17 protein-coding genes are annotated in these 21769 nt (G+C 62.8%); 11 read left to right on the top strand and 6 right to left on the bottom strand.

What is annotated here, in order from left to right; all coding sequences use genetic code 11:
- Positions 1–188: 188 nt before the first annotated feature.
- Positions 189–446 (top strand): DUF2790 domain-containing protein, encoded by a 258-nt coding sequence (locus ACIQUF_RS23690; protein WP_004375752.1) that lies wholly within the window; start codon positions 189–191, stop codon positions 444–446.
- A 59-nt stretch (positions 447–505) separates the two neighbouring features.
- Here ACIQUF_RS23690 and ACIQUF_RS23685 read toward each other — a convergent pair whose 3' ends face one another.
- Positions 506–1864 carry a PLP-dependent aminotransferase family protein gene (locus tag ACIQUF_RS23685; protein ID WP_403136072.1) on the bottom strand — a complete coding sequence of 453 codons (1359 nt, stop codon included), beginning with the start codon at positions 1862–1864 and terminating at the stop codon, positions 506–508.
- Between the two features lie 76 nt (positions 1865–1940).
- Here ACIQUF_RS23685 and ACIQUF_RS23680 point away from each other — a divergent pair, with 76 nt between their 5' ends.
- The 6 genes from ACIQUF_RS23680 to ACIQUF_RS23655 all read left to right on the top strand — a co-directional run bounded on the left by ACIQUF_RS23680 (position 1941) and on the right by ACIQUF_RS23655 (position 6400).
- Positions 1941–2900 carry a threonine dehydratase gene (locus tag ACIQUF_RS23680; protein ID WP_403135997.1) on the top strand — a complete coding sequence of 320 codons (960 nt, stop codon included), beginning with the start codon at positions 1941–1943 and terminating at the stop codon, positions 2898–2900.
- A gap of 180 nt (positions 2901–3080) precedes the next feature.
- The gene (locus tag ACIQUF_RS23675) at positions 3081–3728 is read left to right on the top strand and encodes a LysE family translocator (protein WP_403135995.1); all 648 of its coding nucleotides are present in this window, start codon (positions 3081–3083) and stop codon (positions 3726–3728) included.
- A 112-nt stretch (positions 3729–3840) separates the two neighbouring features.
- Positions 3841–4266, top strand: a complete 426-nt coding sequence (locus ACIQUF_RS23670; protein ID WP_403135993.1) for a YybH family protein — start codon at positions 3841–3843, stop codon at positions 4264–4266.
- A 44-nt stretch (positions 4267–4310) separates the two neighbouring features.
- Entirely contained in the window at positions 4311–4655 is a 345-nt protein-coding gene (locus ACIQUF_RS23665) for a YciI family protein (protein ID WP_403135991.1), read from the top strand.
- Positions 4656–4676: 21 nt separating this feature from the next.
- Positions 4677–5162 (top strand): SRPBCC family protein, encoded by a 486-nt coding sequence (locus tag ACIQUF_RS23660; protein WP_403135989.1) that lies wholly within the window; start codon positions 4677–4679, stop codon positions 5160–5162.
- Positions 5162–6400, top strand: a complete 1239-nt coding sequence (locus ACIQUF_RS23655; RefSeq protein ID WP_403135987.1) for an RNA polymerase sigma factor — start codon at positions 5162–5164, stop codon at positions 6398–6400. Before ACIQUF_RS23660 ends, ACIQUF_RS23655 begins: the two co-directional genes overlap by 1 nt.
- 99 nt (positions 6401–6499) lie before the next feature.
- Here the strand turns inward: ACIQUF_RS23655 and ACIQUF_RS23650 are convergent, their stop codons facing one another.
- The gene (locus tag ACIQUF_RS23650) at positions 6500–6970 is read right to left on the bottom strand and encodes a MaoC family dehydratase (protein ID WP_213657844.1); all 471 of its coding nucleotides are present in this window, start codon (positions 6968–6970) and stop codon (positions 6500–6502) included.
- Between the two features lie 33 nt (positions 6971–7003).
- A complete protein-coding gene (locus ACIQUF_RS23645) occupies positions 7004–7948 on the bottom strand; it encodes a lysophospholipase (protein WP_403135985.1) in 945 nt (314 codons plus the stop codon).
- Positions 7949–8158: 210 nt separating this feature from the next.
- Here ACIQUF_RS23645 and fadD2 point away from each other — a divergent pair, with 210 nt between their 5' ends.
- Both fadD2 and fadD1 read left to right on the top strand, forming a co-directional pair.
- Positions 8159–9847, top strand: coding sequence for a long-chain-fatty-acid--CoA ligase FadD2 (fadD2, locus tag ACIQUF_RS23640; RefSeq protein WP_403135983.1), 1689 nt, complete (start codon positions 8159–8161; stop codon positions 9845–9847).
- A 295-nt stretch (positions 9848–10142) separates the two neighbouring features.
- Positions 10143–11840, top strand: a complete 1698-nt coding sequence (gene fadD1, locus ACIQUF_RS23635) for a long-chain-fatty-acid--CoA ligase FadD1 (RefSeq protein ID WP_403135981.1) — start codon at positions 10143–10145, stop codon at positions 11838–11840.
- A 50-nt stretch (positions 11841–11890) separates the two neighbouring features.
- On the opposite strand, the gene ACIQUF_RS23630 is transcribed toward fadD1, so the two are convergent.
- Positions 11891–13198 (bottom strand): NAD(P)/FAD-dependent oxidoreductase, encoded by a 1308-nt coding sequence (locus tag ACIQUF_RS23630; protein ID WP_403135979.1) that lies wholly within the window; start codon positions 13196–13198, stop codon positions 11891–11893.
- A 30-nt stretch (positions 13199–13228) separates the two neighbouring features.
- Positions 13229–14593, bottom strand: a complete 1365-nt coding sequence (locus ACIQUF_RS23625) for a glutamine synthetase family protein (RefSeq protein ID WP_403135977.1) — start codon at positions 14591–14593, stop codon at positions 13229–13231.
- A gap of 433 nt (positions 14594–15026) precedes the next feature.
- Here ACIQUF_RS23625 and hrpA point away from each other — a divergent pair, with 433 nt between their 5' ends.
- A complete protein-coding gene (gene hrpA / locus ACIQUF_RS23620; protein WP_403135976.1) occupies positions 15027–18932 on the top strand; it encodes an ATP-dependent RNA helicase HrpA in 3906 nt (1301 codons plus the stop codon).
- A gap of 205 nt (positions 18933–19137) precedes the next feature.
- On the top strand, positions 19138–20259 hold the full coding sequence (locus ACIQUF_RS23615; protein WP_403135974.1) for a beta-ketoacyl-ACP synthase III: 1122 nt from the start codon (positions 19138–19140) through the stop codon (positions 20257–20259).
- Positions 20260–20338: 79 nt separating this feature from the next.
- Here ACIQUF_RS23615 and ACIQUF_RS23610 read toward each other — a convergent pair whose 3' ends face one another.
- On the bottom strand, positions 20339–21583 hold the full coding sequence (locus tag ACIQUF_RS23610; RefSeq protein ID WP_400795578.1) for a putative porin: 1245 nt from the start codon (positions 21581–21583) through the stop codon (positions 20339–20341).
- Between the last annotated feature and the right edge of the window lie 186 nt (positions 21584–21769).

The following is a 21769-nucleotide window of genomic DNA, read 5'->3' as shown; positions in this document are numbered from 1 at the left end:
GGTGAATGTCCGACTTCGGGGTTCAACTATTGCAGACCGGGAGTAGAATTTCACCTATCCCCCCTGGCAGTACGACGAAGCGGGACCGGTACTTCGTGTCATCTTCGCAGTCGATGACAACTTCTCCGCGCCATTGACGGCATATGAAGTCAATCGATCAGTTTGATTGCTTTGAAGGCCAAACATCCATGAAACCATTACTGATTCTTGCATTGGTCGGTATGTCCTCGTTCGCCCTCGCCGATGAGGCCAGACCCGTCTCCAGCGAGCCTGTGGCCCAGCAGTACGATTACTCCATGAACCTGGACATCAAACGGGTGATCAACCTTTCGACCATCCCCAATGTCTGCGAAGTGGTGCCTGCGACCATGACCTATGAAGACCATCAGGGCCAGGTGCACACCATTCAGTACCGCGCCATGGGCGAAGGTTGCCAGCAGGGGTGATCGCGTCATGTCAGTGGCCTCTTTACGCCAAGCGGCGGTGAAGAGGCTGCTGTCATTTGCTAACGATCTGAAAGTATCCCACGCACCACCTCCAACCCGCGTTTCAGCTCAGCCCGGCTGCCCGCCGCCGACAGGCTGATGCGCACGGCCTGTACCTCGCTCGCGCCGATGGCGAAGACGCTGGCGGGGACGATTTCCACTCCTTTTTCACGACACGCGCTAACCACCCTTTCCGCGCCTTGGGGCGTGGCCACCCATGCGTGGGGGGAGGGGTGGACGCTGTTTTGCAACCCATCCCCCAACAGTGTTCGGGCCAGGCGCCAGCGCTCGTGGATCTCATCGCGCTGCCAGGCCAGCCGTCGCGCCGCAGTGCCTTCCTCGATCCACTGGCAGGCGACCTGCAGGTTCAAGGGCGAAACGGACCAATGACTGGCCTGAACGTGTGGATCGACCAGCGCCAATAGCGTCGGGTGGGCCACGATCCACCCCAATCGCAACCCTGCCGCCACCGTCTTGGACAGGCTGCTGATGAGAATGCCTTGATCGCCCAAAAGCGGATAGAGCGGCGGGCGGTCGCTGAGTGCCCCATACACGTCGTCTTCGATCACCAGCAACCCCAGGCGTTTGACTACCCCCGCCAGTGCCTCGCGGCGCGCGTCATCCATGCACGCGCCAGTCGGGTTGTGCAGGGTCGGGGTGGTCACCAGTACGCGGGCTCCGCTGGCGCGGGCGACGCGGTCGAGGTCATCTGGTCGCAAGCCTTGGCTGTCCAGCGCTACGCCGTGTACAGGCAGGCGCAATTGGCGGCAAGCCGCCTTGATGCCCGGTGCGGTCAGGGCTTCGAGCATCACCGCAGCACCGCCCTGGCAGAACGACTGCAATGCCAGCGTCAGTGCCTGCTGTGCTCCGCCGCACAGCAGCAGTTCGTCCGGTGCGAGCGCCAGGCCGCGATTGGCCAGCCAGTGTGCGCCGTGGATCCTGCCCATCAATAACTGGTCCGGCCCCAGGTAATGGTCGAGCAGCCCGTTATCGCGTTCCAGCAAGCGCTGCAGGCTGTCGCGCAGATCCTGATTGTACGTATCGGCTACCGGCACGTTGGTCGAAAGGTCGATCAGCGGTGCCTTTGCGTCAGACTGCTTGAGGCGAAACAGGGTTGCTTCCTTGCTGCCCGCCAGCACGTAGGTGCCGCGGCCCACCTCACCGGCCACCAGATGGCGAGCGGCCGCTTCGCGGTAGGCCTGCTGGGTGGTGCTAGGGTTCAGGCCGAGCTTCCACGCCAGGCGCCGTTGGGGGGGCAGGCGGTCACCGACCTTGAGCTCGCCGCTTTCGATGGCATTGGCAATGGCATCGACCAGTGCCAGGTAGCGGGGTTGGTCATCTTCGCTGAGGTGCGGGATCCACACGAAATTGCTACCCATGCAATATAGGAATGTACCCATACAATGCCCCGCGCGTAGGATCGGATCAACCCACTCTCGAAGAAGGATGTTCGCCATGTTCGACCTCGCCGCCCTGCGTGAAGCTGCCGACTTCGTGCACCAGCATGTCCCCCCGACGCCGCAGCACGTCTGGCCCTTGCTGGCCGAACGGCTGGGTTGCCAGGTATGGGTGAAGCACGAAAACCACGCGCCCACGGGGGCCTTCAAGGTGCGTGGCGGGTTGGTCTATGTGCGTTCGCTGCTGGCGAGCGGCGAACCGCCCCGAGGGTTGGTCACCGCCACGCGTGGCAATCATGGGCAGAGCATGGCATTGGCGGCTCGTCAGGCTGGCATTCCCTTGGTGATCGTCGTGCCAGAAGGCAACTCGAAGGAAAAGAACGCCGCCATGCGCGCACTCGGTGCCGAACTGGTGGAGCACGGCGTCGATTTCGATGTCGCCCGCGAAGAGGCCGCTCGGCTGGCGGGTGAGTTGGGCTATGAGATGGTGCCATCGTTCCACCCGGAGCTTGTGCGTGGGGTGGCCACTTACGCCCTGGAGCTGTTCGAGGCCGTGGGTGATCTTGATTGCGTGTATGTGCCGATCGGCATGGGCTCGGGCATCTGCGGGCTGATCCAGGCTCGCAACCTGTTGGGACTGAAAACCGAGATCGTCGGCGTGGTATCCACCGCCGCCGATGCCTATGCGCAAAGCTTCGAGCAGGGCCGCATCGTCACCACTGCCACCGCCGAGACCTTCGCCGACGGCATGGCCTGCCGGGTGCCGCATCCGGAGGCGTTTGCATTAGTGCGGGAAAATGCAGCGCGGGTCGTGAGGGTGACTGACAGTGAGGTTGCCGAAGCCATGCAGGTTTATCACGAGGCCACGCACAATACCGCCGAGGGCGCAGGCGCGGCTGCGCTGGCGGCGTTGATGCAGGAGCGTGGGCGGCAAGCGGGTAAGCGGGTGGCCGTGGTGCTGAGTGGGGCGAACGTGGACCGGGCGCGTTATGCGCAGGTTCTGGCGAGCATTGACTGATGCGTGAGTAAAGTACTCCTGTAGGAGCGGCTTCAGCCGCGAACACTGGCGCAGCCGGTGCCATTCACCGCGGCGCTTGCTTCGCGGCTGAAGCCGCTCCTACAGGTATTTGTGCTTTCAATTCCGTGATGACTCGTGGCAGCCTCAGTCGCGCTTAATTGGCCGGTCATCGAGTACACAATGCCTTTCTCCAACGGTTTTCTCCTCAGCCTGTCCCTGTGCCTCGATATCGGTATTGCCAATATCGCCATGATCACCCTGGCCATGCAGCGTGGCTTCTTGCAGGGCTTCTGGCTCGGCCTGGGGACCTGTGTGGGTGACCTGATCTATGCCATCGCGGCACTGGCGGGGATGACCGTGTTGTTGCAGTTCGAAAGCGTGCGCTGGGCGCTATGGCTCGGCGGTTCGGCCCTGCTCGTGTGGTTTGCGCTGAAGATGCTGCTGGCGGCCTGGCGCGGCGGGCATATGGAAGCGCGCAGCGAAGTGGTGGTGGAGTCGGCCTGGCGCGAATTTTTGCGCGGCATCTTCCTGGCCATGTCGTCACCGACCGCCATTTTGTGGTTCGCCGCCGTGGGTGGCGTGCTGATTTCCCGCTCGGGCGGTGGCAGCTTGCTCGATGCGGGCTTGTTCCTGGGCGGCTTTTTCGCTGCCGGATTGGTCTGGTGCCTGAGCCTGTGTGGCATTGCCAGCCATGGCGAGCGCTTGCTCGGGGATCGGCTGCTGACCTGGTCCTACCTGCTGTCGGCGGCGATTTTCTGTTATTTCGCGGTGTATGTGATCGTTTCGGGTTACCGTGAATTCATTCTTGCCAGCCCTGGGCTTGGCTGAGGCAACAATTTTTCAGCGTGCTGTCGATTCTTGCAGCTACCGTTCGACAAAGAGCTGAAGGGTACAGGCCGTTCTGTACTCGAATGCTCATGAACGATCGGAGAAACAGCCGATGAATACCGCCGCCGAAAACGAAATCCGCGAACTGATCGACGACTGGATGCAGGCCGTCCGCGACCGCGACATCGCAAAAATCACCGCGCCCTATGCCGACGACATCGTCGCTTTCGATGCCATCAAAGAACTGCAGTTCAAGGGCAAGGCTGCCTACCAGGCGCATTGGGAAATGTGCATGACCATGTGTACCGGGCCCATGGTGTTCGAGCTCGCCCAACTCACCGTGCACGCCGACGGCGACCTGGCCCTGGCCCACTGGCTCAACCGTTGTGGGCCGGGAGATGACGAAAGCCAGTGCGGCTTCATGCGTGCCACCGTCGGCTATCGCAAGGTCGGGGGCAAGTGGCAGGTGATCCACGAACATTGGTCGGCGCCTTTCGACATGGAAACGCAGAAAGCACTGTTCGATCTCAAGCCCTGATCCGCTATCGCCAAACGCACTTTGCCAATGCCGTGGAGACGACCATGAAATACCTGTGCCTGGTCTATTGTGACGAGGGGCTGCTGCACAGCTTGCCTGACAGCCCGGAAGACGCTGAGTGCATGGCCTACGCCGAGTCGCTGCAAGGCTCCGGGCGCATGCTCGCGGCCGAGGCGCTGAAACCGGTGCAAACCGCCACCACGGTGCGCATGCGTGGTGGCCATATGAGCCTGACCGATGGCCCGTTTGCCGAAACCAAAGAACAGCTGGCGGGCTTTTACCTGGTCGATGCCCGTGACCTCAACGAGGCATTGACCATTGCCAAAGGCATCCCCGCCGCGCGAGTCGGCAGCGTTGAAGTAAGGCCAGTGCGCGAACTGCAACCCTGACAGCAACGGAGAACAACAAGAATGAGCCTTGCCCAACCTGCGCAAGCGCAGCACGAGTTGTCCATCAGCCGTCTGATCGACGCCCCGCCCGCCAAGGTATTTCGCGCCTGGACCGAGCCCGAGTGGCTGATGCAATGGTGGGGGCCGCATGGCATGACCACCCCGGAATGCGAAATGCAACTGTGGGTCGGAGGCCTGTTCCGTACCCTGATGCGCGCGCCCGATGGCACCGAGTACCCGACTCAGGGCGTCTTCCTGGAGATCGCGGCGCCCCGCCGGTTGGTGTTCACCGACGCCTTTGGGCCGGGCTGGGTGCCATCGGCCAAGGCCTTCATGACCGCCGTGGTGACCTTTGACGAGGAACAGGGCAAGACGCGCTACACCGCTCGCGCCTGGCACTGGAGCGAAGCCGACAGCCGGGCTCATGAAGAAATGGGTTTTCACCAGGGTTGGGGAGAAAGCCTGGACCGTCTGGTGGAGGTCGTCACCCAGCGGATGCCGGACTGATGACGGCGCTGGCGCAGGTGTGCGCCGAGGTGGAGGCGGTGTACCGCCGTGATTCGCGGCGCATTCTGGCGACGCTGATCCGCCTGCTGGGGGATTTCGACCTGGCTGAGGAGGCGCTGCATGATGCCTTCTTCATCGCCGTCGAGCGCTGGCAGCGTGACGGCATTCCGCACAACCCGCGGGCGTGGCTGGTGTCGACTGGCCGCTTCAAGGCCATCGACGCGGTGCGCCGGCGTGCGCGGTTTGATCGTTGGCAGGCGGACCTGATCATGCTCATCGAGGGCCAGGGGCAAGACCCAAGCGAGGAGGAATTGTTGGCCGACGACCGTCTGCGGTTGATCTTCACCTGCTGCCACCCAGCGTTGGCGGCCGATGCCCAGGTGCCGCTGACTTTGCGCGAAGTCTGCGACCTGACCACCGAGCAGATCGCTCGCGCCTTCTTGCAGAGTCCGGCGACCATCGCCCAGCGCATCGTCCGCGCCAAGGCCAAGATCCGCGATGCACGCATCCCGTACCAGGTGCCGGAGCTGCACGAGTTACCCGAACGCCTGGAAAGCGTGTTGCGGGTGATTTATCTGGTGTTCAACGAAGGGTATTCGGCGTCCTCGGGCGAGACACTGATGCAGCAGGCGTTGTGCGACGAAGCCATCCGCCTTGGCCGTTTGCTGGTGCAACTGTTGCCGGATGCAGAAGCGGTGGGGCTGCTGGCGCTGATGCTGTTGCAGGCGTCTCGCCAACGCGCACGCAGTGATGCACAGGGCAATCTGGTGTTGCTGGACCAGCAGGATCGCAGCCTGTGGGACCGCGAGCAGATCGATGAAGGTTGCGAGCTGGTGCGATTGGCGCTGAGCAGTCGGGCGATTGGCGTCTATGCCGTGCAGGCAGCGATTGCGGCGCTGCATGCCGAGGCGGCGAGTGCCGAGGAGACGGACTGGGCAGAGATCGTCGGGCTGTATGATGTGCTGCTGAGGCATTGGCCTTCACCGGTAGTGGCGCTCAATCGGGCGGTGGCGCTGGCCAAGCGGGATGGGCCACAGTCAGGGTTGCTGGAGGTGGAGGCGATTCTGGCGGCCGGCGACTTGCGCGATTATCACCTGGCGCATGCGGCGCGGGCGGAGCTGCATCAGCAGCTGGGGAATGTCGAAGAGGCGCGTACGGCCTGGCGTCAGGCGCTGGAGCTGACACTGCAGGAGCCGGAGCGGCGGCATATCGAACGGCGTCTGCGCGCGCTGATGTAATGGCTTCAATGGCCTCTTCGCGGGGCAAGCCCGCTCTCACAGAGATCACCACTGACCCTGTGGGAGCGGGCTTGTCCCGCGAAGAATCCAGCACAATGCTTAGCTGGCGACAAAATTCGGCGGCGATACCAGCTCGACGGTCTGCTGCTTGCGCGGCGCCAGAATCTCGGCCTCACCCTCGACCACCAGCTCATCGTTCTGGTTGTAAACGTTGGTGGCGATACGCACTTTGAACTTGGGCAGTTTCTCGAGAATTTCCAGGCGCACGGTCAAGGTGTCGCCGATTTTCACCGGCTTCTGGAAGCTCATCTGCTGGCCCAGGTAGATGGTGCCAGGGCCAGGCAGGGTGCAGGCGACTGCGGCACTGATCAGCGCACCGCTGAACATGCCGTGGGCAATGCGTTCGCGGAACATGCTCTTGGCCGCGAATTCGGCATCCAGGTGCACCGGGTTGTGGTCACCGGACATCGCGGCGAACAGCTGGATGTCGCGTTCTTCCACAGACTTTTTGTACTCGGCCTTCTGGCCGACTTCTAGAGCTTCGTAAGGCGTGTTGGTGACCTGGGTCATTGGCGCTTCCTTGATGGACGGACGAGGCCGCTATCATTCACTGCGGACAGGGCGGCCAAGGGCCAGCGCCTGCTCCAGCCACGCGAGGATATCGGCGCTGACCTCGTCCCGATTGAGTTCGTTGAGCACTTCGTGCCGCGCCTCAGGATAGACGCGCAGCTGCACATGTCGATTACCGGTCGCGCGCAGGGCGTCGGCCAGATGGGTGAGACGCTTGCCGGCACTCACCGGATCACATTCTCCGCCAATTACCAGCAGGGGCAAGTTCGGGTCGATTTGCGCGAGGTTGCGTTTCTGGCTGATCTGCGCAAGGCCCTGCAGCAAGTCGAGCCACAATTGATTACTGCAGCGAAAGCCGCACAGCGGATCGTTGACGTACTTGTCGACTTCCTCGGGGTTGCGGCTGAGCCAGTCGAAGGCCGTGCGGTTGGGCTTGAAGGCCTTGTTGAACGAGCCGAACGACAGCCATTCGATCAGTGCGCTCTTGCCTTGCGGGCCTTGGCGCCAGGCTTCCAGGCGCGCGATCAGGCGCGCTGTGCGGTACAGCGCAGCGGGCTGGAAGTTGGAGCCGCTGAGGATAGCGCCTTGCACGCTGCCACTGTGGTGCATCAGGTAGGCCTGGGCGATGTAGCTGCCCATGCTGTGGCCAAACAGAAACAGCGGCGTGCCGGGGAACTGCTGGCCGATGTGCTGTGCCAGCAGGCCGAGGTCGTTGACCACGGCATTCCAGCCATGTTGCCGGGCGAACAGGCCGAGGCTGCCGAGCTCGGCGGTGCGACCGTGGCCGCGCAGGTCGGGGGCCAGCAGCGCGAAGCCGGCAGCGTTCAGGGCCTGGCCCAGGTGCTGGTAGCGCCCGGCATGTTCGGCCATGCCATGCGCCAGCAGCACCACGGCCTTGACCGGCGTGGCCGGCAGCCATTGGTGCACGTACAGGCTGCAATGCTCGCTGGCGGGCAGCCAGAAGGCGTCGTGGGGCATGGCGAATCCTTTGCGCTAAGGGTACGAGCACAGTGTATGCACAAGCGGCCGGATTGCAGGAAGGGCACAAATAAGATTCACAATGTTAATGGCGGCACTTGGCGTATATGCCGCCTCGGGCTTACCTGCTAACGTCGGTTGAACGCCTTTTTGCCATCAGGCAAAGGGATTACAGGCTCAGTGCAGGTTCAGGCAGAGGAACAATAATAAATGCAAGCCGACTTCTGGAATGACAAGCGCCCGGCGGGCGTGCCTTCCACCATTGATATTCATGCGTACAGCTCGGTCGTCGAGGTGTTCGAGCGCTCCTGCAAGCGCTTCGCCGACCGCCCGGCGTTCAGCAACCTTGGCAAGACCCTGACCTACGCCGAACTCGATCGCCTTTCGGCGGCTTTTGCCGCCTGGCTGCAGCAGCATACCGACCTGATGCCGGGTGACCGCATCGCCGTGCAGATGCCCAACGTTCTGCAATATCCCATCGCCGTGTTCGGCGCCATGCGTGCCGGGTTGATCGTGGTCAACACTAACCCGCTGTACACCGAGCGTGAGATGCGCCACCAGTTCAAGGATGCCGGCGCCCGCGCCCTGGTGTACCTGAACATGTTCGGCAAGCGGGTGCAGGAGGTGCTGCCCGATACCGGCATCGAGTACTTGATTGAGGCCAAGATGGGCGATCTGCTGCCTGCGGCCAAGGGCTGGCTGATCAATACCGTGGTCGACAAGGTGAAGAAGATGGTCCCGGCCTACCAGTTGCCGCAGGCCATATCGTTCAAGCAGGTGCTGCGCGAGGGCGGGTCACTGAGCCACAAACCGGTGCCGCTCAGCCTCGACGACATCGCCGTGCTGCAGTACACCGGCGGCACCACCGGGCTGGCCAAGGGTGCGATGCTCACCCACGGCAACCTGGTGGCCAACATGCTGCAGGTGCTGGCGTGCTTCTCGCAGCATGGCCCGGACGGGCAGAAGCTGATCAAGGAAGGCCAGGAGGTGATGATCGCGCCGTTGCCGCTGTACCACATCTATGCCTTCACCGCGAACTGCATGTGCATGATGGTCACCGGCAACCATAACGTGCTGATCACCAACCCACGCGACATTCCAGGCTTCATCAAGGAGCTGGGCAAGTGGCGATTCTCGGCGTTGCTGGGGCTGAATACGCTGTTCGTGGCGCTGATGAATCACCCAGGTTTCCGCCAGCTGGACTTTTCCGCGCTCAAGGTCACCAACTCGGGCGGCACGGCGCTGGTCAAGGCTACCGCCGAACGTTGGGAAAGCCTCACGGGCTGTCGCATCGTCGAAGGCTACGGGCTGACCGAAACTTCGCCGGTCGCCAGCACCAATCCCTACGGTCAGCTGGCCCGCCTCGGAACGGTGGGCATACCGGTGGCGGACACCGCCTTCAAGGTGATCGACGATGAGGGCAATGAGCAGCCGCTGGGCGAGCGGGGCGAGCTGTGCATCAAGGGCCCGCAGGTGATGAAAGGCTACTGGCAGCAACCCGAGGCCACCGCGCAGGCGCTGGATGCCGAGGGCTGGTTCAAGACCGGCGACATCGCGGTGATCGACCCGGACGGTTTCACCCGCATTGTCGATCGCAAGAAGGACATGATCATCGTCTCGGGCTTCAACGTTTACCCCAACGAAATCGAGGACGTGATCATGGGCCACCCGCAGGTGGCCAACTGCGCCGCCATCGGCGTGCCGGACGAGCGCTCGGGCGAGGCGGTGAAGTTGTTTGTGGTGGCGCGTGAAGGCGGGCTTAACGTCGATGAGCTGAAGGCCTACTGCAAGGCCAATTTCACTGGCTATAAGGTGCCCAAGCACATCGTGGTGCGCGACTCGTTGCCGATGACGCCGGTGGGCAAGATTTTGCGGCGTGAGCTGCGCGATATCGCTTGATAGCATCTTACTGACTTGTGGGAGCGGGGTAAGCTCGCTTCCACAGGCTCTATATTGAGGTGTTCTGCCCGATTCGCGACATTTTGGATAAATACTCTAAAAATGACTTGTATAGTTCATTGAGTCATTTTTGTGACCATTAGGCCTGATTTGGCCTCTAGGCGACCCTCTGTAAAGCTGTTACGCTCGGCCCGCTTTCAGATGATACGGTTTGCAACGAACCGCCATCTCATATCAATAATAAACGCATAGACGCGTGAATCGAACTTCGCTGTTGCTGAAGGAGTGGGCTTCCATGATCGACCATTTTTGGAAGGATAAATACCCAGCCGGGATTACGGCGGAAATCAATCCTGACGAATTCCCCAACATCCAGGCGGTACTCAAGCAATCCTGCCAACGCTTTGCCGATAAACCGGCCTTTAGCAACCTGGGCAAGACCATCACTTACGGCGAATTGTATGCCTTGTCGGGCGCTTTTGCGGCCTGGCTGCAGCAGCATACCGACCTCAAGCCGGGTGATCGTATTGCCGTCCAGCTGCCGAATGTCCTGCAGTACCCGGTAGCCGTGTTCGGCGCCATGCGCGCCGGCCTGATCGTGGTCAACACCAACCCGCTGTACACCGCACGGGAGATGGAGCACCAGTTCAACGACTCCGGCGCCAAGGCCCTGGTATGCCTGGCCAACATGGCGCACCTGGCCGAGAAGGTGGTGCCCAAGACCCAGGTCAAGCATGTCATCGTCACCGAAGTGGCTGACCTGCTGCCACCGCTCAAGCGCCTGTTGATCAACAGTGTGATCAAGTACGTGAAGAAGATGGTGCCGGCCTACAACCTGCCGAATGCCGTGCGCTTCAACGATACTCTGGCCCAAGGCAAGGGCCAGCCGGTCACCGAAGCCAACCCGCAAGCCAATGATGTGGCCGTGCTGCAATACACCGGCGGCACCACCGGCGTGGCCAAGGGCGCGATGCTGACCCACCGCAACCTGGTGGCCAACATGCTGCAGTGCCGCGCACTGATGGGCGCCAACCTGCAGGAAGGCTGCGAGATCCTCATCACCCCGCTGCCGCTGTACCACATCTATGCCTTTACCTTCCATTGCATGGCGATGATGCTCATTGGCAACCACAACGTGCTGATCAGCAACCCGCGTGACCTGCCAGCGATGGTCAAGGAACTGGGCAAGTGGAAGTTCAGCGGCTTCGTCGGCCTCAACACCCTGTTCGTTGCCCTGTGCAACAACGAGGCGTTCCGTGCCTTGGACTTCTCGGCGCTTAAGATAACCCTGTCCGGTGGCATGGCGCTGCAATTGAGCGTGGCCGAGCGCTGGAAGACCGTGACCGGTTGCGCCATCTGCGAAGGCTACGGCATGACCGAGACCAGCCCGGTGGCGGCGGTCAACCCGGCCGAAGCCAACCAGGTCGGCACCATCGGCATTCCGGTGCCGTCGACCCTGTGCAAAATCATCGACGACAGCGGCAACGAGCTGCCGCTGGGCGAGGTGGGCGAGTTGTGTGTCAAGGGCCCGCAGGTGATGAAGGGCTACTGGCAGCGTGAAGACGCCACTCATGAGATCCTCGACAGCGAAGGCTGGCTGAAGACCGGTGACATCGCCCTGATTCAGCCGGACGGCTACATGCGCATCGTCGACCGCAAGAAGGACATGATCCTGGTTTCGGGCTTCAACGTGTACCCCAACGAGCTGGAAGATGTGCTGGCGGCTCTGCCAGGCGTGCTGCAATGCGCGGCGATTGGTGTGCCGGACGAGAAGTCGGGTGAGCTGATCAAGGTGTTCATCGTGGTCAAGCCGGGCATGACCCTGACCAAAGAGCAGGTGATGGAGCACATGCGTGCCAACGTCACCGGCTACAAGGTGCCGCGCTACATTGAGTTCCGCGATGCGTTGCCGACGACCAATGTGGGCAAGATCCTGCGTCGTGAGTTGCGTGATGAAGAGCTGAAGAAGCAGGGGCTGAAGAAGATCGCTTGATCCGTCCTGATGGCCCCATCACCGGCATATCGGCGATGGGGTCATTCAAATCAGCGCAGTTTTTCCAGCATCTGGTAGTACCACATCCCCGCCGCCAACAGCGGATTCCCCAGCAAGTCCCCCATCGGCACCTTGATGTGCTTGCAGCCCGCAAAGGTATCGAACTTCTCCAGCGTCCCGGTCAGCGCCTCGGCCATGATCTCGCCCATGATATGACTGGTGGCGATGCCATGCCCCGAATAACCCTGGCAGTACCAGACGTTATCCGACAGTTTGCCCAGCTGCGGAATGCGGTTGACCACGATGCCCATGGCACAGCTCCACTGGAACTCGATCGGCACGCCCTTGAGCGCCGGGAAGGTGCGCTCGATGCATGGGCGCAATTCGCCAGCGATATCCCGCGAATCCTTGCCTGAATAGTTGGCGCCGCCACCGAACAGCAAACGCTTGTCGGCGGTGAGGCGGTAATAGTCGAGGACGAAGCGGCAGTCATAAACCGCCAGGTCTTGAGGGTTGATCTGATCAGCCAGTTCCCCCAGCGGCGCGGTGGTAACGATGCCGCCCATGGCGGGGAAGATCTTGCCCTTGAGCTGACGCTTTTCCAGCTTGTGGTAGACGTCGCCGGCCAGCATCACCTGGCGCGCCTCGACACGGCCATGGGCCGTCACCACAGCGGGGCGCGGGCCGTGGACGATGTCCAGCACTTCCGAGTTCTCGAAAATCAAGGCACCCAGCGCTTGGGCGGCACGCGCCTCGCCCAGGCACAGGTTCAGCGGGTGCAGGTGCAGGTTGCGCAGGTTCTTCAGCGCGCCGAGATACAGCGGGCTCTGCAGGTGCTCGGCAACGGCAGCTCGGTCGAGCATTTGCACCTGGTCGCCCATGCCGCGACGCTGCGCTTGAGCCTCGAAGCCGCGCAGTTCGGCGAGGTGCGACGGTTTCATGGCCGCGTGCAGATGGCCCCGTTTGAGGTCACAGTCAATGCCATAGCGCTCGACCCGCTGCTCGATAATCTGGTGCCCGCGCCAGCGCAGGTGCCAGATGAAGTCGTCGACCTCGCTGCCCAGGCGGTCACGCATCTGCGTGCGCATGGCTTCGTCGCCCGACAGGCTGCCGGTGACCTGGCCGCCATTGCGGCCACTGGCGCCCCAGCCAATGCGGTTGGTTTCGACGATCGCCACCTTGAGCCCGCGCTCGGCCAGCTCCACGGCGGTGGCCACGCCGGTGAAGCCGCCGCCGATGATCGCCACGTCGACCTGCACGGTGCCCTTGAGCTGCGGGTACTGCGTGGGGTCGTTGAGGGTGGCGCTGTAGTAGGACGGCGCACGCTGGGCCGGGCCGTTGTTCACTGCTGCGTTCATGGGTGTTCCTTGTTCTGAATGGGGTGAGGCTCAGGCCTGGTGCAGGTACCAGCGCCAGTCCTGTTCGCTGACTTCGGCCATGAACTGGCGGTACTCGGCGCGCTTGACCTTCAGGTACACCCCGAGGAAGTCAGCGCCGAGCGCTTCGCGCGCCCACTGCGAATGCTCCAAGGCGTCGAGGGCGGTGAACCAGTCGGTCGGCAGGTGTTCGGTGGCCTGGGCATAGCCATTGCCTTCGACCGGCGCACCCGGGTCGAGCTGCTCGCGGATACCCCGGTGGCTGGCGGCGAGGATGGCGGCTGCGGCCAGATAAGGGTTGGCGTCGGCACCACAAATACGGTGCTCGACATGCCGGCTGTTGGCCGGCCCACCCGGTACGCGCAGGCTGACGGTGCGGTTGTCGACGCCCCAGGTCGGGGCCAGCGGTGCATAGCTGTTGGCCTGGAAACGGCGGAACGAGTTGGCGTTGGGGCAGAACAGCAGCAGCGATTCGCGCAGGTGGCGCAGCATGCCGGCCACTGCCTGGCGCAGCAGCGGGGTGCCGGCCTTGTCTTTACTGGCGAACAGGTTGTTACCGGCGCTGTCGGCCAGGCTCAGGTGCATGTGCATGCCGGTGCCGGCCAGTTGCGCGAATGGCTTGGCCATGAAGCACGCCTGCATGCCATGGGCATGCGCCACGCCTTTGACCAGGCGCTTGTAGCGCACGGCCTGGTCCATGGCTTGCAGAGCATCGCCATGTTCCAGGGTGATCTCTACCTGGCCCGGTGCATATTCGGAGATCGCCGTGCGCGCCGGGATACCCTGTGCCTTGCAGGCGGCGTAGAGGTCGGCGAGAAATGGCTCGATCTGCTCCAGCTCACGCAGGCCATAAACCTGGGTGCTGCGCGGGCGGCCCCCGTCGTTGTCCAACGCCGGTTGCGGTCGGCCCTGAGCGTCGCGCTTCTGATCCAGCAGATAGAACTCCAGCTCGCAGGCCATCACCGGGTGATAGCCGTCGGCTTTGAGCGCTTCGATGGTGCGCAGCAGTACATGGCGTGGGTCGGCGACGCTGGCCGGCAGGCCTTCGCTGGGGTGCATGCTGACCTGCACGGCGGCGGTCGGCACCCGCCGCCAGGGCAGGCGCACCAGGCTGCCTTCCAGGGGGTAGGCACGGCAGTCGATGTCGCCGACGTCCCACACCAGGCCGGAGTTTTCCACGTCATCGCCGTTCAGGGTAAGGCCAAGGATGGTGCTCGGCAGCGGGCGGCCGGTCTGATATACCGCCAGCAGCTCGTCGCGGTGCAGCAGCTTACCGCGCGGGACGCCGTTGGCATCGAGGATGAACAGTTCGAACAGTTCGATATCGGGGTTTTCGGTGAGGAAACGGCTGGCGTGCTCTACAGGTGCAAAGTGCATGATGGATTCGCTCGTGGGCGCACAGGACCACCGCGCGAGGGCGGTCCAGCTGAGTCAATCGGCCGGAAGGCGGCCGGGTCTGGTCAGTGAGGCGTGAGCGAAATATCCGGTGGGCGCGCATGGCGGCAGTGCCACAGGGCCCAGAAGGCGAGAATCACATGCACCAGCGGATTTTCGCCAGCGCAGGTCCTGGCCTTCGCTAGCGAAGGGCGGGGCAGCGGTGGGGCGATGGGCTGGGCGGGGGTCATGCCTTTGATACTCACATGCTGATTAAGGTTGATTAAAGCAGTGAATGGCAACCTTTACATCGGGTGTGACTAAACATTTGAGAGGGCAGGACGGCCAGCAGAGAACCGGCAAATCTGCGACAATCGCGCATCCTTCGAATGCCGATCATGAAAAAGCAGGCTCACCTGCATCACTAAAAAGCCCCATGACTGACCACGCCATCGACAAACTGCTGCAAAACCTCGACCACGCCATGATCGCCGACCGCCATCGCCTGCGCCGGCAACTGCATGAGCTGCGCAAACGCCCCGACGAGGCCAAGCTGGCGCAGTGGGTGGAGAAGGTCCAGGCGTCCTGCGCCCAGGTCACCGCACGCCAACAGAGCGTGCCGCTTGTTCGTTACGACGACAGCCTGCCAATCGCCGCCAAGCGCGACGAGATCAAAAAGGCCCTGGCGGAAAACCAGGTCCTGGTCATCGCGGGTGAAACCGGCTCGGGCAAGACCACCCAGCTGCCGAAGATCTGCCTGGAGCTGGGGCGCGGCAGCCACGGCCTCATCGCCCACACCCAGCCACGCCGTATCGCCGCCCGCAGCGTTGCGGCGCGGGTCGCCGAAGAGCTGGGCACGCCGCTGGGCGCTCTGGTCGGCTATCAGGTGCGCTTCGAGGACCAGAGCGACAGCAATACCCTGGTCAAGCTGATGACCGACGGCATTCTGCTGGCCGAAACCCAGCATGACCGCTTTCTCGAGCGCTACGACACGATCATCGTCGACGAAGCCCATGAGCGCAGCCTGAACATCGATTTCCTGCTTGGCTACCTCAAGACCCTGCTGCACCGTCGCCCGGACCTGAAGCTGATCATCACCTCGGCGACCATCGACCTTGAGCGCTTCTCCCAGCACTTCGATGGCGCGCCGATCATCGAGGTGTCCGGGCGCACCTACCCGGTGGACACCTGGTACCGCCCGCTGACCAGCGAGCAGGACGAAGAGGGCAACCAGGTCGAGGAAGACCTCACCGTCGACCAGGCCATCCTCGCCACCCTCGACGAGATCGCCCACCACGAGCGCAGCGAGGGCAAAAGCCCTGGCGACGTGCTGGTGTTCCTGCCGGGCGAGCGGGAGATTCGCGATGCCGCCGAGATCCTGCGCAAGGCGCAGCTGCGCCATACCGAGATCTTGCCGTTGTACGCGCGGCTGTCACCGGCCGAGCAGCAGCGCATCTTCCAGTCGCACACTGGGCGCCGCGTGGTGCTGGCGACCAACGTCGCGGAAACCTCGCTGACCGTGCCCGGCATCCGCTACGTCATTGATACCGGCACCGCGCGCATCAGCCGCTACAGCTACCGCGCCAAGGTCCAGCGCCTGCCGATCGAAGCCGTCTCCCAGGCCAGCGCCAACCAGCGTAAGGGCCGATGCGGGCGGGTCGAGCCGGGCATCTGCATTCGCTTGTACAGCGAAGAGGATTTCAATGGTCGGCCGGCATTCACCGACCCCGAGATTCTGCGCACCAACCTGGCGGCGGTGATCCTGCAGATGCTGCACCTGCGCCTGGGTGCCATCGATGCCTTCCCGTTCATCGAACCGCCTGATGGCAAGGCCATCAGCGATGGCTTCAACCTGTTGCAGGAGCTGTCGGCGGTCAACCGCGAGAACCAGCTGACGCCGTTGGGCCGCCAATTGGCACGGCTGCCGATCGACCCGCGGCTGGGCCGCATGCTGCTCGAAGGCGCCCGTCAGGGCAGCCTGCAGGAAGTGCTGATCGTCACCAGCGCGCTGTCGGTGCAGGATCCGCGCGAGCGTCCGCCCGAGCGCCAGCAGGCGGCCGATCAGGCGCATGCCCAGTGGAAGGACGTCGATTCCGACTTCGCAGCGCTGGTCAACCTGTGGCGCGGCTTCGAAGAACAGCGCCAGGCGCTGACCGCCAACCCGCTGCGCAACTGGTGCCGCAAGAATTTCCTGAATTACCTGCGCCTGCGCGAATGGCGCGATGCCCATCGCCAGCTGGCGCTGATCTGCCGTGACCTGCAGTTGACGGTGAACAAGGAACTGTCCGACTACCAGAAGATGCACAAGGCCATCCTCAGCGGCCTGCTCAGCCAGATCGGCCACAAGGCCGAAGAGGGCGACTACCAGGGTGCCCGCCAGCGACGCTTCTGGGTCCACCCGTCTTCGGGCCTTGGTCGCAAGCGCCCGCAGTGGGTAATGGCCGCCGAACTGGTTGAGACCACCAAGCTGTATGCGCGCATGGTCGCCAAGATCGAGCCTGACTGGATCGAGCCGCTGGCGACCCACCTGATCAAGAAGAACCACTTCGAACCGCACTGGGAGAAGAAGCGCGGGCAAGTGGTCGCCTACGAGCAGATCACCCTGTATGGCCTGATCCTGGTCGGCCGCCGCCCGGTGCATTACGGCCCGATCGACCCGGTCACCTCCCGTGAATTGTTCATCCGTGAAGGGCTGGTCGGAGGCGAAATCCAGTCGCGGGCCAAGTGCCTGGCGGCCAACAAACGTCTGCTCGAAGAACTCGACGAGCTGGAAGCCAAGGCCCGTCGGCGCGACATCCTCGCCGATGAAGAAACCTTGTACGCCTTCTACGAAGCTCGCCTGCCAGCGGAGATCCACCAGACCGCGACCTTCGACAGCTGGTACCGCATGGGCAGCCAGAAGGACGCCAGCCTGCTGATCATGCGCGAGGAAGACGTGCTGGCCCGTGAGGCCAGTGAAGTCACCGCCGCGCTGTATCCGGACAGCCTGCAGGTGGGCGAGCTGCGCCTGCCGCTGAGTTACCACTTCGAGCCGGGCCACCCGCGTGACGGCGTCACCGTGCGGGTGCCTGCGCCGCTGCTGCCGAGCTTACCGGGCGAGCGCCTGGAATGGCTGGTGCCGGGCCTGATCGAAGCCAAGTGCGTGGCCCTGGTGCGCAACCTGCCCAAGGCGTTGCGCAAGAACTTCGTGCCGGTGCCGGACTTCGTCAAGGCTTCGCTGTCGCGCATGACCTTCGGCCAGGGGGCGTTGCCCCAGGCCCTGGGCCAGGAGTTGCTGCGCATGACTGGGGCGCGGGTGTCCGACGAAGCCTGGGCCGAGTCGGTCAGCCTGGTCGAAGGCCATCTGCGCATGAACATCGAAGTGGTCGATGGGCAGGGCAAGTTCCTTGGCGAGGGCCGTGACCTGGCCGAGTTGACCGCACGTTTCGCCGCCGCCAGCCAGGCGGCGCTGGCGGTGCCGCGCAGCGACAAAAGCGAGCAGCCGGTACAGGCCAAGGCCTTCAGCGAAGTGAAGCAGACCGCCCAGCAGAAGATCGCTGGCCTGTCGATGACGGTGTACCCGGCGCTGGTGGAAGAGAGCGGCAGCGTGCGCGAAGGGCGCTTCTCGACCCAGGCCGAAGCTGAATTCCAGCACCGCCGCGCCTTGCAGCGCCTGTTGCTGCAGCAGTTGGCGGAGCCGGCCAAGTTCCTCCGTGGCAAGCTGCCGGGGCTGACCGAATTGGGCCTGCTGTACCGCGAACTGGGCCGGGTCGAGGCGCTGGTCGAGGACATCCTGCTGGCCAGCCTGGACAGCTGCATTCTCGAAGGCGAAGCCACGCTGCCACGCGACGGCGCCGCCTTGGCCGGGCTGGCCGAGCGCAAGCGTGGCAGCTGGGCTGAGCATGCCGAGCGATTGGCCCGTCAGACCCTGGAAGTGCTGAAGCTGTGGCACGGCCTGCAGAAGCGCTTCAAGGGCAAGATCGACCTGAGCCAGGCGGTCGCACTGAACGACATCAAGCAACAGCTGGCCAACCTGGTTTATCCCGGCTTCGTGCGCGAGACGCCAGCGGCCTGGTTCAAGGAATTGCCGCGCTACCTCAAGGCGGTGGAATTGCGCCTTGAGAAACTCGGCAGCCAGGTGCAGAAGGACCGGGTGTGGAGCGGTGAACTGAGCAATCTGTGGGCGCAGTACAAGGCCCGAGCCGACAAGCATGCCCAGGAGGGCAAGCGTGACGAGCAGTTAGTCTTGTACCGCTGGTTGCTGGAGGAATACCGGGTGTCGCTGTTTGCCCAGCAGTTGGGCACCAAAGTGCCGATTTCTGACAAGCGTCTCAGCAAACAGTGGTCGCAGGTGGAAGCCTAAACCCCAGGAGATGTGGCAATATTGGTGGAATTTGGGGCCGCCTTGCGGCCCATCGCGGATGAATCCGCTCCTACTGTCCCGTAGGAGCGGATTCATCCGCGAACGAGGGCGCAGCCCTCGCCCGTAAACTGGCACTAAAGTGCCATTGTTCGTCATATTTCCAGCCAGCGCCCCGTGGCGATGGCCTTTGACCAGAGGAACGACCGTGCATAACGTCGTGATCAGCGGCACCGGCCTGTATACCCCGGCCCAGAGCATTTCCAACGAAGAATTGGTGGAATCCTTCAATACCTGGTCGCAGCAGTTCAACCGCGACAACGCCGCCGCCATCGAGCGCGGTGAAGTCGAGGCGGCGCCCTTGTCCGACGCGGCGTTCATCGAAAAGGCCTCGGGTATCAAGAGCCGCTTCGTGATGGACAAGGCCGGCATTCTCGACCCGCAGCGCATGAAGCCGCGCCTGCCGGAGCGTTCCAACGACGAACAATCGATCCTCTGCGAAATGGGCGTTGCCGCCGCGCGTCAAGCGCTGGAACGCGCTGGCCGCACGCCTGCCGATGTCGACGGGGTGATCGTTGCCTGCTCCAACCTGCAGCGCCCCTACCCGGCGATTGCCATCGAAGTACAGAACGCGCTGGGCATCCAGGGTTTCGCGTTCGACATGAACGTGGCCTGCTCGTCGGCCACCTTCGGCATCCAGACCGCCGCCAACAGCGTGCAGCTGGGCCAGGCCCGGGCACTGCTGGTGGTCAGCCCGGAAATCTGCACCGGGCACCTGAACTTCCGTGACCGCGACAGCCACTTCATCTTCGGTGACGCGGCCACCGCCGTGCTGGTCGAGCGTGCCGACCTGGCCACTTCGGCGCATCAGTTCGACATCCTCGGCACCAAGCTGCAGACCGCGTTCTCCAACAACATCCGCAACAACTTCGGCTTCCTCAACCGCGCGGCAGAAGAGGGTGAAGGGGCGCGCGACAAACTGTTCGTGCAGGAAGGGCGCAAGGTGTTCAAGGAAGTCTGCCCAATGGTCGCCGAACTGATCGGCAAGCACCTGGGCGAGAACGACCTGCAGCCGTCCGACGTCAAGCGCTTCTGGCTGCACCAGGCCAACCTGAGCATGAACCACCTGATCGTCAAGAAGCTGCTGGGGCGTGAAGTGGCCGAGGAGGATGCGCCAGTGATTCTCGACCGTTATGCCAACACCAGTTCGGCGGGGTCGGTGATTGCGTTCCACCTGTACCAGGATGATCTGGCCGAAGGTGCGCTGGGGGTGCTGAGTTCGTTTGGTGCGGGGTATTCGATTGGTAGCGTGATTCTGCGTAAGCGCTGATTTCCAACAGACGAAAAAAAGCGGGAAGCACCGGATGGGGTCGGTGCTTCCCGCCTCAATAACGCAAGGGAGCTACAGCTTAGAACTTGGCTTCCAGATCAACCTGCAGGGTGTCTACATCAGCATTGCTGTTAGGCAATTGCGACAGGTCGGTCTTGGCCATCAGGTAGGCAGCACCCAGCGAGAAGTTCTTGTCGATTTCGTAACCGACCTTGAACTTGTGGCCACGCGAACCGGTGAAGCCGTTACCGAAGTCAGAGTCGGTGAACAGGCTGACCACGGCGTTACGCTGCACATCGCGGTAGTTGTAGTCCAGGCTCCAGGCGCCGACCTTGGTCTTCAGACCGGCCAGCCAGGCCTGGTCTTCGCCGTCGGTGCTCTCGGTGTTCTTCACGTATTGGCCGTAGGCCGACAGTGGGATGGCAAAGCCGGTGAAGTCCAGCTGACCGAAGCCTTCCACCAGGTTGAACTCGTTGGTGGTGTTGCCGAACGACTGCAGAATGGCGGCTTCCTTGTCGTTGTCGTAGCCGTAGATGCTTGCACCCACGGTGACCTTGAGCGCGTCGACCGGCGCGAACTTGGTGCCCAACTGCGCGTGGTAGACCTGGGCGTCGTGCTTGTACTGCACGCCGTCGCCGTCCACGTTGTCCTTGAGGGTGTACTGGCCGGCGCTGGCGAACACCTCGGCACCGCCAAGGTCAGCCTTGTAGGTGGCGGCTACGCCTTCCGGGTTGATGTCGCTGTCCCAGATGATGTCGCCCATGCTCACCCAAGGCTGCTGCATCTTGCCGCCGATCAGGTGCAGGTTGGGGATGGCGGTCGGGTGCCAGTCCAGGTAAGCCAGGTCGACCCACAGCGATTTCTTGTCGAAGTAGTTGTCGAAGCTCTGGTTGGTCGAACGGCGGTCGGCGCTGCTGCCGGTGGCGATACGCACGCCAGCGTCGACTTGCGGGTTGATCTCGCTGTAGAAGCCGACGCGGGCACGCACGCGCTGACGGTCCTGGTTGCCGCTGCTGCTGTTTGGATCGTCGACGTTGACGTCTTCGTAACGCAGGCGCACATCACCCTTGATCTGGGTCTTGGCGGCCCATGCCACTTTCTGTTCGAAGGAGCTCATACGTTCGGACTGAGCTTTCTGGTCGGCCTTTTCCTTGGTTTCTTTTGCCAGGTCGCCTTGCAGTTCGTTGTACTGCGCCTGGTTGATCGAGCCGTTGGCGCGGAGCATTTCGAGCAGCTTGGCGTCGACAGCAGCACTGGCCGGAGTACTCAGAGCCAGCATCATGCCGGTGAGGCTCACTCCGGTAAGTGTAGAAACAAGACGCATAAGGTTCTCCCTACTGAAAAATATTGGGGAGGCTCAGCGCCCGCCCCCATGTTGGCATGTCTTCGGAAAGGGCCTGAATAGACAGGTTCTGGGGTTCCGAAAAACAGGCGCCAGTATTGCGGGGGCGAATGACAGAATAATGTCTAATTAGTGGCACTGCGGTTAAGTAATTGAGAATAAAAGGAT

Origin of the sequence: Pseudomonas sp. NPDC090233, assembly GCF_044772285.1 — a bacterium.
Taxonomy (GTDB): domain Bacteria; phylum Pseudomonadota; class Gammaproteobacteria; order Pseudomonadales; family Pseudomonadaceae; genus Aquipseudomonas.
The sequence above is the reverse complement of the archived record's forward strand: the minus strand, read 5'-3'. Positions and strand labels throughout refer to the sequence as shown.

Bases quoted from the DNA above. Each gene is read 5' to 3' on its own strand.
- ACIQUF_RS23690 (WP_004375752.1), top strand. From the start codon at position 189: ATGAAACCATTACTGATTCTTGCATTGGTCGGTATGTCCTCGTTCGCC.
- ACIQUF_RS23685 (WP_403136072.1), bottom strand. From the start codon at position 1,864: ATGGGTAGCAATTTCGTGTGGATCCCGCACCTCAGCGAAGATGACCAA.
- ACIQUF_RS23680 (WP_403135997.1), top strand. From the start codon at position 1,941: ATGTTCGACCTCGCCGCCCTGCGTGAAGCTGCCGACTTCGTGCACCAG.
- ACIQUF_RS23675 (WP_403135995.1), top strand. From the start codon at position 3,081: ATGCCTTTCTCCAACGGTTTTCTCCTCAGCCTGTCCCTGTGCCTCGAT.
- ACIQUF_RS23670 (WP_403135993.1), top strand. From the start codon at position 3,841: ATGAATACCGCCGCCGAAAACGAAATCCGCGAACTGATCGACGACTGG.
- ACIQUF_RS23665 (WP_403135991.1), top strand. From the start codon at position 4,311: ATGAAATACCTGTGCCTGGTCTATTGTGACGAGGGGCTGCTGCACAGC.
- ACIQUF_RS23660 (WP_403135989.1), top strand. From the start codon at position 4,677: ATGAGCCTTGCCCAACCTGCGCAAGCGCAGCACGAGTTGTCCATCAGC.
- ACIQUF_RS23655 (WP_403135987.1), top strand. From the start codon at position 5,162: ATGACGGCGCTGGCGCAGGTGTGCGCCGAGGTGGAGGCGGTGTACCGC.
- ACIQUF_RS23650 (WP_213657844.1), bottom strand. From the start codon at position 6,970: ATGACCCAGGTCACCAACACGCCTTACGAAGCTCTAGAAGTCGGCCAG.
- ACIQUF_RS23645 (WP_403135985.1), bottom strand. From the start codon at position 7,948: ATGCCCCACGACGCCTTCTGGCTGCCCGCCAGCGAGCATTGCAGCCTG.
- fadD2 (WP_403135983.1), top strand. From the start codon at position 8,159: ATGCAAGCCGACTTCTGGAATGACAAGCGCCCGGCGGGCGTGCCTTCC.
- fadD1 (WP_403135981.1), top strand. From the start codon at position 10,143: ATGATCGACCATTTTTGGAAGGATAAATACCCAGCCGGGATTACGGCG.
- ACIQUF_RS23630 (WP_403135979.1), bottom strand. From the start codon at position 13,198: ATGAACGCAGCAGTGAACAACGGCCCGGCCCAGCGTGCGCCGTCCTAC.
- ACIQUF_RS23625 (WP_403135977.1), bottom strand. From the start codon at position 14,593: ATGCACTTTGCACCTGTAGAGCACGCCAGCCGTTTCCTCACCGAAAAC.
- hrpA (WP_403135976.1), top strand. From the start codon at position 15,027: ATGACTGACCACGCCATCGACAAACTGCTGCAAAACCTCGACCACGCC.
- ACIQUF_RS23610 (WP_400795578.1), bottom strand. From the start codon at position 21,583: ATGCGTCTTGTTTCTACACTTACCGGAGTGAGCCTCACCGGCATGATG.